The sequence below is a fragment of the Undibacterium sp. 5I1 genome, assembly GCF_034314085.1.
Taxonomy (GTDB): Bacteria; Pseudomonadota; Gammaproteobacteria; order Burkholderiales; family Burkholderiaceae_D; genus Undibacterium.
This window is the reverse complement of record NZ_JAVIWI010000001.1, coordinates 3,999,012-4,012,496: the sequence shown is the minus strand read 5'-3', so window position 1 is coordinate 4,012,496 and position 13,485 is coordinate 3,999,012. Positions and strand designations below refer to the sequence as shown.

10 protein-coding genes are annotated in these 13,485 nt (G+C 50.5%); 9 read left to right on the top strand and 1 reads right to left on the bottom strand.

The genetic code is table 11. The features are described 5' to 3' along the window. Window positions 1-77: 77 nt before the first annotated feature. From RGU72_RS17555 to RGU72_RS17530, 6 genes are all read left to right on the top strand, one after another. On the top strand, window positions 78-317 hold the full coding sequence (locus tag RGU72_RS17555) for an acyl carrier protein (RefSeq protein ID WP_322120970.1): 240 nt from the start codon (window positions 78-80) through the stop codon (window positions 315-317). A 116-nt stretch (window positions 318-433) separates the two neighbouring features. Further along, a complete protein-coding gene (locus tag RGU72_RS17550) occupies window positions 434-1,627 on the top strand; it encodes an acyl-CoA dehydrogenase family protein (protein ID WP_322120969.1) in 1,194 nt (397 codons plus the stop codon). A 54-nt stretch (window positions 1,628-1,681) separates the two neighbouring features. Then, window positions 1,682-2,593, top strand: coding sequence for an amino acid--[acyl-carrier-protein] ligase (locus tag RGU72_RS17545; RefSeq protein ID WP_322120968.1), 912 nt, complete (start codon window positions 1,682-1,684; stop codon window positions 2,591-2,593). Window positions 2,594-2,643: 50 nt separating this feature from the next. Then, a complete protein-coding gene (locus tag RGU72_RS17540) occupies window positions 2,644-3,651 on the top strand; it encodes a DUF1839 family protein (protein ID WP_322120967.1) in 1,008 nt (335 codons plus the stop codon). Further along, on the top strand, window positions 3,651-6,290 hold the full coding sequence (locus tag RGU72_RS17535; protein ID WP_322120966.1) for a glycoside hydrolase family 2 protein: 2,640 nt from the start codon (window positions 3,651-3,653) through the stop codon (window positions 6,288-6,290). Before RGU72_RS17540 ends, RGU72_RS17535 begins: the two co-directional genes overlap by 1 nt. After that, window positions 6,287-8,275, top strand: a complete 1,989-nt coding sequence (locus tag RGU72_RS17530; RefSeq protein ID WP_322120965.1) for an alpha/beta fold hydrolase — start codon at window positions 6,287-6,289, stop codon at window positions 8,273-8,275. Before RGU72_RS17535 ends, RGU72_RS17530 begins: the two co-directional genes overlap by 4 nt. A gap of 23 nt (window positions 8,276-8,298) precedes the next feature. Here RGU72_RS17530 and RGU72_RS17525 read toward each other — a convergent pair whose 3' ends face one another. Continuing rightward, window positions 8,299-9,639, bottom strand: coding sequence for a lipopolysaccharide biosynthesis protein (locus tag RGU72_RS17525; protein WP_322120964.1), 1,341 nt, complete (start codon window positions 9,637-9,639; stop codon window positions 8,299-8,301). Between the two features lie 281 nt (window positions 9,640-9,920). On the opposite strand from RGU72_RS17525, the gene queC reads away from it, so the two are divergent. The 3 genes from queC to RGU72_RS17510 all read left to right on the top strand — a co-directional run bounded on the left by queC (window position 9,921) and on the right by RGU72_RS17510 (window position 13,433). Continuing rightward, a complete protein-coding gene (gene queC / locus RGU72_RS17520) occupies window positions 9,921-10,631 on the top strand; it encodes a 7-cyano-7-deazaguanine synthase QueC (protein WP_322120963.1) in 711 nt (236 codons plus the stop codon). Between the two features lie 443 nt (window positions 10,632-11,074). Continuing rightward, complete coding sequence (locus tag RGU72_RS17515; protein ID WP_322120962.1) at window positions 11,075-11,818, top strand: metallophosphoesterase family protein; 744 nt, start codon at window positions 11,075-11,077, stop codon at window positions 11,816-11,818. A gap of 55 nt (window positions 11,819-11,873) precedes the next feature. Further along, window positions 11,874-13,433 (top strand): bifunctional serine/threonine-protein kinase/universal stress protein, encoded by a 1,560-nt coding sequence (locus RGU72_RS17510; RefSeq protein ID WP_322120961.1) that lies wholly within the window; start codon window positions 11,874-11,876, stop codon window positions 13,431-13,433. The last annotated feature ends 52 nt before the right edge of the window (window positions 13,434-13,485 follow it).

Here is a 13,485-nt window from a genome sequence, read left to right as displayed (position 1 = left end):
TGGGGCGCTTCTTGATGCGACCCTGACTCCAGCTACAATCAAAGACGCATCCAGCATTTTAATTTTCAAAAAAAATCATGAGCATAGAAAAAATTCGTCAAGTTTTAAAAGACCATGCGCGGCTGGCTGTTGATATCGCCACGCTGGCAGATGATGCAGATTTGTATGAAGCGGGCATGACATCACATGCCAGTGTCAATGTCATGCTGGCACTGGAAGATGCATTTGATCTGGAGTTCCCTGACCGCATGCTTAAGCGTAGCGTGTTTGAAAGTATGGCCGCAATGGACGCTGCCATACAGGAACTGACTGCCTGAAGGTTTTAGTATTGAAGTAGATAAGATGTAGGAATTTTTTTAGAAACTCCACCCTCTTATTTACTCACTTATTTACTCACTTATTTCACGTAATACTTTTAGTCCACTACTCACTTATGCCTGCATCCACCTCTGCATCCGCATCCACACTGATTGCACAAGCTAAGTCCATCGCTAAAGAAATTGCAGCCACTCATGCAGATGCGGTTGATAAGGATAGTCGTTTCCCGCAAGAGGCAATTACTGCGCTAAAAGACGCGCAATTATTAAGCGCTTATATTCCTGCCTCTCTGGGTGGTGCGGGCGCTAGCCTAAGTACTCTGGTGGAGATTTGTGAAGCGTTAGGCCAGCATTGCTCTGCTACCGCGATGGTATTTGCGATGCACCAGATACAGGTGATTACTCTGGTCCGGCATGCATCTGATCATCCTTGGTATCAGCAGTATTTACGCGACCTGGTGACCCACCAATATCTGATTGCCTCAGTCACATCTGAGGTTGGCGTTGGTGGAGAAATGCGACGCAGTAGCTGTCACGTCCAACAAGATGACAAACAAAATAGTACGCAATTTAAGTTAGTTAAAAATGCGACTACGATTTCTTACGGCGCTCAGGCAGATGACTTATTGGTGACAGCAAGACGCTCAGAAGACGCCGCGAATAATGATCAGTCCTTAATTTTGGTCCGCAAAGCCGACTACAGCTTAGAACAAAAAGGCGAGTGGGACACCATGGGTATGCGCGGCACTTGCAGCCCACCATTTTTGCTCAGCGCGAGTGGTGTTGCAGAGCAAATTATAGCGACACCGTTTGCGGACATGTCTAGCGTAACGGTAGTACCGGTATCGCACTTATTATGGAGTGGCATCTGGCAAGGTATTGCAGCAGCGGCAGTCAATAAAGCACGGGCGTTTGTGAGAGCTCAGGCAAGAGCTAATCCAGGTACTACGCCACCAACTGCATTGCGTCTTGCCGAGTTAGTCTGCACCTTGCAAACGATGCGCACTTCCGTGCAAGCCTGCCTGATTGAATACGAACAACTCGCTGCCGCACCCGATGCAGCGCAAGGGATTTTATCCTCCATGCCGTATGCGCTAAAAATCAATAATCTCAAAGTAGAGACATCGCAAATCCTGCCACAGATTGTGGGGAAAGCTTTATTAATCTGCGGAATTTTAGGCTACAAAAACGATAGTAAATTCAGTATGAGTCGTCATCTGCGTGATGCTCATTCAGCCGCATTAATGGTTGGCAATGATCGCATCTTAGCGACCAATGCTAATTTATTGCTGATATTAAAAGATGACTAAAATTCGGCCAAAAGAAAAATTAACAATCTCTAAAAAAAACTAAAAGGACAAACGATGTCAATTGATTTTTCTCCCGAGTTATTGACCGATGATCTGGTCGCTGCAGGTCATATTATTCCTGTCGGTGTACAAGGTATTTTTGGCCGTGGCCCGATGTTTGAAGATGTATTGCGCCAATTTGATGACTTAGTAAGCCGCCTGGCGATGCCTGATGGTGCAACTAAAATGTCCTTCCCTCCTTGCCTTGATCGCAAGGTATTGGAACAAAGCGAATTTCTGGATTCTTTCCCGCAACTGGCTGGCACTATTTTTAGTTTTACCGGCAACGAAGCCCAGCATAAAGAACTCAGCGAATGTGTGCATGAAGGTCGCCCGTGGACGCATCTACAAACCATGACGGCGGTGTGTTTGACCCCTGCCGCCTGTTATCCGGTTTACCCCAGCTTTAGCGGTACGCTGCCTGAGAATGGTCGCTTAGTTGACATGCAAAATTGGGTATTTCGTAACGAGCCATCGCCAGAACCAACCCGTATGCAATCCTTCCGCGTGCGGGAATTTGTCCGTGCAGGTAGCCCCGATATGGTCATCGCCTGGCGTAATATATGGCTGCAACGCGGCATTGATATTTTACTGTCGCTCGGTTTACCTGCGCGCTCTGAAGTCGCCTCCGATCCTTTCTTCGGGCGCGGTGGTCGCATGCTGGCAGCCAATCAGCGGGAACAACAATTGAAGTTTGAAGTCGTGATACCGGTGATCTCGCAAGAGAAGCCTACCGCGGTTTGCTCCTTCAATTACCATCAAGATCATTTCGGAAAATTATTTCATATCCAAACAGCCGATGGCACTACTGCACATACCGCCTGCCTTGGTTTTGGTCTGGAACGGATTGTCATGGCCTTGTTTAAAACTCACGGCATGGATACCGCACACTGGCCACAAACTGTGCGCGACATACTCTGGCCATGAAGCCACCTCTACATCCTTCATCCGTCACGTGTTTTCAAGCGCTTGGCGATATGGATCATCAAACTTATCAGCAGCATAGCTTGCATGGATCTGACCGCGCCTGGGTAGAAACCAATTGCTATATCGATGTATGGATCGAGGTTTTACATAGCTTAAAACTGAATCCCGTTGCCTGTATGTCCATGGTATTTGCGCTGGATTTTGATGGCGACCAATGGACCTTCTACAAACCGCCGCACGAAGATTTATTTGCGCTGTATGGCATTGATGTACAAGAGCTGAATGTCTGGCGCTCTTTGTTAGAAAACGCCTGTACACAATTACAACGCGGTCGTCTGGTACTGACAGAAGCCGATTCTTTTTATTTGCCCGATACCTCGGGTACCGATTACCGTAGTAATCACGTTAAGACCACGATTGCGATTCAAGAAATTGATTTAGAACAGCAACGTTTAGGCTATTTTCATAACAGCAGTTATCACCAGTTGAGCGGTGAGGATTTTGTTAAAACCTTCCGGGTTGGCGCACCGCATGATGCGACGTTTATGCCACTGTTTGCCGAGTTTGTACGACTCGATCACCTGCACTACGCTGACGATCAGGCGCTGGCAATAATTTCTATCTCTTTGCTGGCAAAGCATCTGGCGCGCCGCCCAAAACATAATCCCATCAGCCTGTTTATGCCTGTGTTTATCGCTGATGTAGAGCGTTTAAAAACCGAGGGTCTGGCGGCATATCATGCCTATGCCTTTGCCACTCTGCGGCAATTGGGTGCGGGGTTTAGCATCGGCGCCAGTTATTTGCGCTGGTTGCAGCAGTCTTTAGTCATGGCTGATGATGCGGCAGAACAATTAAACACTGCGGCAGCGCATTTTGAAGCCATCTCAAATGCAACTAAAACTTTGCTGCTAAAAACCGCCCGCGCCGTCATGGGTAAAAAGCCAGTTGATCTGACGCCTGGCTTGATAGAAATGGCGCAGCACTGGCAATCCGGGATAGATCAACTGACGATATTTGTGGGCGAGCAATCCAGGGCGAACGGTAAGGTGGACGGCTGATGGCCAAAATCACTCATCCCGGTCAAACCATCCTGGACGCTGAGTGGCAATATGCCGAGGTCGAGACAGGCCAGTTTGCAGATGCGTCTGTATTACCGTCTGAGTTAAATGCGCTGATCTGGAAAGCCGCCCAAGTACCGGGCACGGTGGCATCGGCACAACGTGAGGCAAAAGAATTTGCCTACGGTGCAACCAATTATGATGATTACGATTACTGGTTCCGTTGTGAATGCAGTTTGTCGCAAGCTGCCAGTTTACGGTTTGATGGGCTGGCAAGTTTGGTCGATGTGTACTGGAATGATGCACTGCTCTTCAGCGCGGACAATATGTTCAGGCAATATCGTGTAGACATGCAGGCACACCAGAGCGGCGGCACAAACGGCGTAATCAGTCTGCGTTTTAAATCAGTCAATGCAACTTTAAAAATCCGGCGTCCACGCGCACGCTGGCGCACTAAGCTAGTAGAACAACAGCAATTACGCTGGTTGCGCACCAGCTTGCTTGGTCGTATTCCCGGATGGTCGCCGCCGGTTGCGCCAGTCGGACCATATCGGCCTTTGGTTATCGAAGCTGCGAGCGTAGTCAAGATCATCCATGCCGATATCCGAAGCAGCGTGCGAGATGGCGACGGTATCGTCAATGCAACAATCGAAATTAATACGTCCGTGTCGGTTGATAGCGCTACTTTAGCCATTAGTTTATGCTTAGGCGATCAACGTCTTGCGCTCACACTGGCAAAAAAAGAAAATGAAATGCATCAGCTACTGGCGCAAGGAGAGATGCAGATTGCACAAGCGCAGCTTTGGTGGCCACATACGCACGGCAATCCGGCCTGCACTCCTGCGTTATACCGGGCACATATTGAAGTCACTATTGGGACACAACAATACCTGTTTGACTTAGGCAAGCTCGGCTTCAGGACGATAGAGGTGCGGCAAAATGATGGCGACTTCCATCTGTATGTGAATGGCGTCTCGGTATTTTGTCGCGGTGCCTGCTGGACACCGGTGGATCTGATCTCACTCGCTGGCGATGCATCTGATCTATTACCAACGCTGACATTAGCCCGCGATGCTGGTATGAATATGCTGCGGGTCGGCGGCACGATGTTGTATGAGAGCGATGACTTTTACCGGCTATGTGATGAACTTGGACTATTGGTGTGGCAGGATTTTATGTTCGCCAATATGGATTACCCGGTGGATGATCCTGCTTTTTCTGACAACATCCGCCAAGAAGCGACACAATTTTTAGACCGCACACAACTCTCCCCGTGCATCGCGGTGTTATGCGGCAGTTCAGAGATAGAGCAACAGGCAGCAATGCTTGGTGTAGCGCCAAATCTATGGCGCAATCATTTTTTTGCAGAGAGTTTGCCGCAGTTGTGTAATGCCATGCGGCCAGATGCCACCTATATTGCCTCCAGCCCTAGCGGCGGCGTCATGCCATTCCAGCTGGATGCGGGAGTTGCGCATTATTTTGGCGTTGGTGCTTATTTACGGCCACTGGAGGATGCGCGTCGCGCTGGTCTGCGCTTTACCTCTGAGTGTCTGGGCTTCTCAAATATGCCAGATGACAGCACGATAGAGGCACTGTTAAAAAATGGCGAAGCACCCGGTACACATCCAGTCTGGAAGCAACGGGTACCGCGTGATAGTGGTACAGGCTGGGATTTTGAGGATGTGCGCGATCACTATATGGCGCAATTATTTCAGCTCGATCCGGCGCGCTTACGCTATGCCGACCCGACGCGTTATCTGGCGCTGGCACGTGTGACAACTGGCGAAGTGATGGCACAAACTCTGGCTGAATGGCGGCGTGCAGGATCAAGTTGCCACGGTGCTTTGATCTGGTTTTTGCGTGATCTTTGGCTAGGTGCCGGCTGGGGGTTGATTGATGCCAGCGGCAAACCCAAAGCCGCTTATTACTACGCAAAAAGAGCGATGGTACCGTTAAGCCTATTAATGACGGATGAGGGTTTAAACGGCCTTGCGCTGCATCTCGTGAATGATAGCGCGGTCGCTTACCAAGGCACACTATCACTCGATTTATACCGGCATGGCGAGACTCGTATCGCGCAAGGACAACTCCAGATTGATCTGGCACCACATAGCGTGATGCAGGTACGTGCGGATAGTATGCTGGAACATTTTTTTGATACCACCTATGCCTATCGCTTTGGACCGCCCGGACATAATGTGGCGGTAGCGCGGTTTCAAACTGCACCGTCGTCAGCGCATTGCGAGGCCTTCTATTTCCCATTGGGCATCGGTCAGTTAAGTAATCCGGTCGAGCGCGATCTAGGCTTACAAGCGCATTTTGTGCAGACGGATGATGACCATGTGATGCTACATATCTCAACCCGAAAACTTACGCTGTCGCTGGCAATTGAGGTCACTGGATATCAGCCAGAGGATAATTTCTTCCACCTTGCACCTGGTACAGAGCGTCATATTCGTCTGACACGTCTGACGCACCTCAGCAAAAATGATATTACCCAGAAAAATCTGGCAAGTGCCGACAAGATCCAAGGGACAGTTACAGCGCTCAATGCCATCAGTCCGTGCAAGATTTCGATTTCGATTGCGAACACCAACGACCGTGATGCTGGAAACCATCTGGAAAGCAGCATCACATGACGACATCAGACAAGCAGTTACTAGCCGATGCGCCGTCGTCAGAATCGACACACGCATCGACGCTCACATCAATCCATACGTCGGTATTTAGACCCGCATTTACGGCGGCAGACATCCCGACAACATCGCCAATGAATACAGAGCAGCATGCCGCAAAGGCATTCTGGTTTGGCGATGCAGATACGCCTTTGTTAGCGTGGTATCACCCGCCTAAAACAGCGATGCGCAATTCTGGCGTGGTACTTTGCCCGCCCTTTGGGCATGAGTATATGGTCTCGTATCTTTCGTATAAGCACTTGGCGATGCAATTGGCAGAGGCTGGCTTTCCGGTTTGTTTTTTTGATTATGATGGCTGCGGTGACTCTGCCCAGAGTGATACGGCGCGGGTGGCTGCCTGGCAGCACAATATACGTCAGGCGGCAGAACAACTACGCCGCTTGTCCGGTGTGGAGCAGATCAGTTTGTTTGGTATGCGCATGGGCGCTTTACTCGCAGCAGGCCTGGCAACTGAGTTAGCCTCACCTGCGCTGCTAATGCTGGCACCGGTAATATCTGGTCGAGCCTATGTGCGTGAACTGATGGTCTTGCGCGGCATGAGTGGCGTTGGCGCCGCGCATAAAAGTAATGAAGCAAAACCATCTGAACATAGCGTCAGTGATGATGAGCTGACGGGCTATACATTTTGCGCCAGCACGCGTGCAGCTTTAAGCGAATTAAACATCCTCAATCTGGCATCGCCACCGGCTGCCGTTATGATCGCCGCGCGTGATGATATCTCTGGTCAAGAGGCCAAACTGGCGACGACCTGGCGGCGTGATGAATATCAGATGCATCTGATTACCACGCCAGGTTATGCCGCAATGATGACCGAAGATGCGCATGAGTCCAGTGTACCGCATGCGATCTGGGCAGAAATGTGCCAATGGTTGATACAGCAAATCCCGTTGCAGCAAGGCTCATTACAAGATCAGCAGAACGATACAACATCTACCTCAGCAAACATGCTGACCAAGCGCTGTCGTATCCGGCATGGCGAACAAGTATTGCAGGAAGAAATCGTGCAGTTTGATGGCATGGTTGGCATCGTTACCCAGCCTAGCCCGACCGCCACCAGCACCGATATCGGAATCAACAAAGACAAAGACAAAGACAAAAACGACACTGCGCGACCAGCCATTATCCTCACCAATGTCGGTGCCAATCATCGCGTCGGCAATCATCGCTTATATGTGACGATGGCGCGCACACTGGCTGCGCAAGGCTTTACTGTTTTGCGTTATGACAAGCGAGGCATTGGCTATAGTCAACCAACACCAGATGAGCAGGAAAATGATGTACACGGATTGCAAGGCGTGGAGGATATCGGCTCTGCCATGCAGTTTATGCAGCAAGCTTACGGACAACCCAGCTTTGTGCTGGCGGGCTTATGTTCTGGCGCGTATCTGTCGTATCTGGCAGCGGTACACGACCCGCGTGTGACCGGTCTGATATTGATGAATCAGCTAACGTTTCACTGGCGTGCCGGTAACGTAATACAGACGAAAAAAGCAGCGACCTTTAAATCAACCCAGTTTTATTTTAAAGCGGCGACGCATGGCAATACCTGGCGTCGCATGCTCAGAGACAAAATTGCCTCTCGTAAGATTTTTAGAAATCTTGCTAAAAAATTGATACAAAAACTGCTCGATCATATACGACATCGTTTAGCGCATTTTATGAAAACTCATCACCTGCTAGGACCTGTCGCCAGAAACTTTAAGGCCATGCAGGCGCGTGGAGTGGAATTAGTATTTGTGTTTGATGCCAACGACAGCAGCATCGATCTGATGACCAAACATCTGGGCAGCAATGCCCATCTTTTGCAGCACAGAGACAGTCTTAAAATTGAAGTGATCAAGGGTGTTGACCATACCTTCACACCAATGTGGTCGCAAACTTACCTAGCGACCATGCTGGCGCAGCATCTGGCTAAGCGCTTCCCATAAGAAAACTATTGGTCAAACCACGATCACGCGTTCTTCTGCAAACCCGGCAGAATATATTTCCACACTACGAAGAGTTCAAACACTTCTACCGCGATCAACGCGGTAATCGCGCCCGACGTGCCGAGGTGCGGTATGGTCCATGAGGTGATGCCCAATACCAGTACCAAAGTCACGCTCCCCAGATAAAACAGGGAACGAAAAGCGCCGCCGCTGCTTAGCCAAGAGGTACCGACCCAACGTGCGGCGTTGATCGCAAAGTAGGCGCCCCACAGCATCACCAGGGGATCAAGCCCGCTGTATTTGGAACCGATCACATGCGCCTCTAGCCAGGGCAACATCAGCAGCATTACGCCAACGTATGCCAGTACCACCAGCTCAATCCCGGCGATGGAAAACAAGGTTAGCTTGCGCAGACCAGTCCAGTTTTGCTCCGCCATCAGGCGGCTAGCTTCTGGCCGCGCGATCCGCGACCATGCTGCCACTGCCAGCGGTATGGGCATTAATAAAGTACGTGAGGCATTTAGATCCGCAATCGCCGCCACGCCTAACCACGCGCCGGACAAATATACATAGCTGTAGTTAGATAGCCAGCCGACCAGCACACCTAAAATCGCCCAGCGGCCATGCCCGCTAATGGTGTCCTGATGATCGACAATTACTTGCTGCAAATCTTCCTGGACTTGGGAAATTTTTGCGCCACTCAGTGTCTCATTTGCGGTATCACTTAAGGTCTGATTTTGATGGTCGCTGTGGTCACTAGTATTGGCTTTTAAACGTCCGATGCCGAGTAATGAACAGATGATTGAGGAGCTCGCCAGACAAGTAAAAATCCATTCCAGACCAAGATGATCTGTCAAATACAGCGCTAGCAAACTCAGTGCGACCAAAGTCACATAAACAATATCCTGACGCAGTACGGCAAAAATGTCCGATTGAATAAAACCAACAGTACGACCGTATTCACGCACGCCATTACCAATCACATACGCCGCAAAAGCAATCGCCAGTAAATAGCCAGGCTGACTGTTGTGCGTCGCTGCGGGGATAAAGGCGACAATCACAAATGCCAGTCCTCCCATCAACAGCGTGCTCCAGATCTGGCGTATCCAGTAGTGACGTAACAAGGCTTTTCTGGTGCTCTCTTGCACTGCACTGGCAACCGTCGTCAAAGGACCGGCAATCCAGGAATCCACTACCAGGCCGGCCAGCAAACCACCAGCGTACAATTGGCCGTATAAACCGTAATCCTCTTTGGTCGCCAGACGTATCAATAGCATGCCAATCGCAAAATTCAGCGCACTGAGCATGCCCTGATCAATCACGGACAAGATAGAAGAAGAGAGAAATTTTTTGGTGAAGCTCATGCAGTCTTTTTAGAAAAAATCAGGGTAGGTGTTGATGTAAATAGACAGCTATTTTGATCAAAAGTATCCCATTCTCTTACAATATTTCATTGACTGCCAGCAATCTCACCTGATCTTGATAAAATGCTGTGCGGGCGTTTGCAGGCGTTGCGCCGCAACTCCGTTGATTTTAAAAATAAGGGGAGTATCTAGCCTGATCACTGGATTGTCCATATATTATCTGGACAATTAAGTACCAAAAAAGCCTACTCCCATCTAGTATATAAACACAATAAATCTATATGAACTCTTTAAACGATAGCGCACTGGTTCTGTTCAGCGGCGGCCAAGATTCCACCACCTGCCTGGCATGGGCTTTGTCACGCTATCAGCGAGTAGAAACCATCGGCTTTGATTACGGCCAGCGCCACGCGATCGAGTTGGGGCAACGCCCGATTTTGCTAGAAAAGATGCGCGGCTTGTCGGCCGACTGGGACAGCAAGCTGGGCGAAGATCATATGATCGACCTGTCGCTGATCTCGCAGCTATCCCACACCGCGATGACGGAAGATATAGAAATCGTCATGCAAGAGAACGGCCTGCCCAACACCTTTGTCCCAGGCCGCAATCTGATGTTTATGATGGTCGCCGCAACACTGGCGTACCGGCGCGGTGCCAACGTGCTGGTCGGCGGGATGTGCGAGACTGACTTCTCCGGCTACCCTGATTGCCGCGACGACAGTATGAAAGCCTTGCAAGTCGCACTCAACCTCGGCATGGCAACCCGGCTCAAATTAGAAACTCCGCTGATGTGGATCAACAAAGCCCAGACCTGGCAATTAGCAGAACAATTGGGCGGCACAGATCTGGTCAATCTGATCCGCGCAGACACCCACACCTGCTACCTCGGCGAGCGCGGACAATTGCATGCATGGGGTCACGGCTGCGGCACTTGCCCGGCCTGCGCACTACGCGCCAACGGCTATCAAGAATATGCCGCGGCAACGGCATAAAACTAAGGAAATCAATATACTCCCCATAATTTCTTATAAAAATGGCCTGTAAGGCAGTAAATATATGGACAACTAAATATACTACCCATGAGTAATAGTATTTAGCGACCATATTCAGATTGAATATTAATGTTCATCTCATTGATGCTCATCACATGATGCTCAAAAGATACGGGACGTCATTCCGGCGTGGTGTTGGCCGAGATGACATCCAAAAGCAAGCGAAGTAAAGAACTCTTGGCGTTCTCTTAGTCTCGGCAACAAACTGTTTTGTTGGTTTTTTGCGTGCCCCGATGAATGTAAGGCCAGCGTTAGCATAATGAACTAAAATCAGCCCTGCTTACTCATTCAAAAAATAAGCAAACTGATTGTCGATTGTCTTTGCAGCTTCACGAACAATTCATCATCCACCAAAGTCGTTACTCCAAACCAAGATCCCTATCATGCTGCTCGCCGTTCTCACCGATGTACATGCCAATCGCGAAGCACTGGAAGCTGTCCTGGCTCATGCGCAGCAGCAAAAGGTCGATCAATATGCATTTTTGGGCGATCTAATTGGCTATGGCGCTGATCCCGCTTGGGTGATGAGTACGGTAATGGAGTATGCCCAGCGCGGTGCGCATGTACTCATGGGCAACCATGACATAGGCCTGCTGCAAGAGGACAGACAAGGCATGAACCCCACCGCACGACAAGTCGTAGAGTGGACCCGCTCACAACTGAACGAAGCGCAGATCGGCTTTATTCGTGATTTACCTTACCGCATAGAGCTGCCCGACATTCTGCTGGTCCATGCCAACGCCTGGGCGCCCGAACATTGGGAATATGTCGATGGTGTGATGGAGGCCATGCGCAGCATGTACGCGACCAAAGCGCACATCACGTTTTGCGGCCACGTCCATTTACCACGGCTGTACCACATGACTCTGGCAGGCAAAACCGGCGAATTTTTACCTGCGCCAGAACACAGTATTCCACTCAACAAACAACGCCGCTGGCTGGTGATACCCGGCGCAGTCGGGCAACCGCGAGACGGCAATCCGGCTGCGTGTTACGCCACTTTTGATACAGAAACACTAGAGCTGACCTACTACCGCATCCCGTACGATCACGAAACAACTGCGCTCAAAGTGATCGCCGCCGGTTTGCCTGCAGTTCTGGCACAGCGCCTGGTGAGCGGCAACTAAATTCAGCAAAGATCACAAGTCCAGCCAATCAAGCCAAACAGAAACGGGTAAAAAATTGCCAGCTCCGCCAGCACCGCCAGCACCTTCAGCACCGTCACCACCGAAGAGCGACAACGGTCCAGTTGAACACGCCAAGCTGGCTTCAAGTTCGCCCTTACATCACCGCGTTCTGCACACGGGCATGCAAGTCAATGGCTACCTTCTGGAAGAAAAATTACACACTGGCGGCATGGCAGCCTTATGGCGTATCAGCGATCTGCAACAACGCCACCCGCCGGAACTAAGCGGACCGGGCGATATTGACGAGCAAGATACAACCCAGCCTGCACTGATCATGAAAGTACCGCTGCTTTTTTCCAGCGAAGACCCCACTGCCATCGTCGCGTTTGAGGTCGAACAAATGATCATGCCCAAACTCAAGGGCAAGCATGTACCGCGATATTTCGGCTCCGGTGATTTTGATGCGCAACCGTATATCGTCATGGAACACATCGCTGGCGAATCACTGCGCAGCCGCTTTGATCAGGCCCCGCCGCCCGTGGCCGAGGTGGTCGATATCGGCATCAAGATCGCGCATGCGCTGCAAGATTTACATCGTCAGGGCGTGATCCATCTCGATATCAAACCCAGCAATATTATGTTCCGCGCAGATGGTTCCGCCGTGCTGATTGATTTTGGTTTATCGCGACATGACAAACTGCCCGACTTGCTGGATGAAGAATTTCGACTGCCACTCGGCACCGGTCCCTACATCTCGCCAGAGCAAGTGCTCGGTGTGCGTAACGAACCCCGCAGCGATTTATTCGCCTTAGGTGTTTTGCTGTATCACCTGGCGACTGGTCAACGTCCGTATGGATATCCGACCACCGTCAATGGTTTGAAAAAACGTTTATACCGCGACCCGATTCCACCACGCAGCCACAATCCCAACATCCCCGACTGGCTACAAGAAATTATTTTGCGCTGCCTGGAAGTCAATCCCGCAGCCCGGTTTGACACCGCCGCCCAGCTCGCTTTGTCACTGCAATATCCAGACCAATTAACACTCACAGACAGAGCAGCAAAAACCGGGCAAGACGGCTATTTATCGGTACTCAAACGACGCTTCCAGGCCGCAGGCTCAGAGCCTGCATTACCGCACAGCGTCACCGAGCAATTATCGCAAGCACCTATCATCATGGTCGCACTGGACTTGAGTAATCCCACCAACGCCTCAACACAATTAGCCGACAGCCTGCGCAACATCACCGAACGCACACTGCAAACCAAACAAGGCGCACGACTCGCCTGCGTCACCGTGCGCAAAGTCAACCGCATCGGCATGGACGACAGCCTGATCCAGCAAGGCCAAAATATCCACGTCAAACAATTAGTCGACCTAAAACACTGGGCAAGACCACTCAACATCACCCCAGACAAAATCACTTTCCACGTACTAGAAGCGCACGATCCCGCAACTGCCATCCTCGACTACGCCAACAACAACGACGTCGACCACATCATCATAGGATCAAGAGGAAGTTCCGCCATCAAACGCTATCTGGGCAGCGTATCCACACAAGTAGTCGCCGAATCGCATTGCACGGTGACTGTGGTGAAGGTGAATGAGAAGTAGTGCAGCTGATTGATGGCGTCGGTCGCGTAGACGATTAGCGGAGCGTAATCGT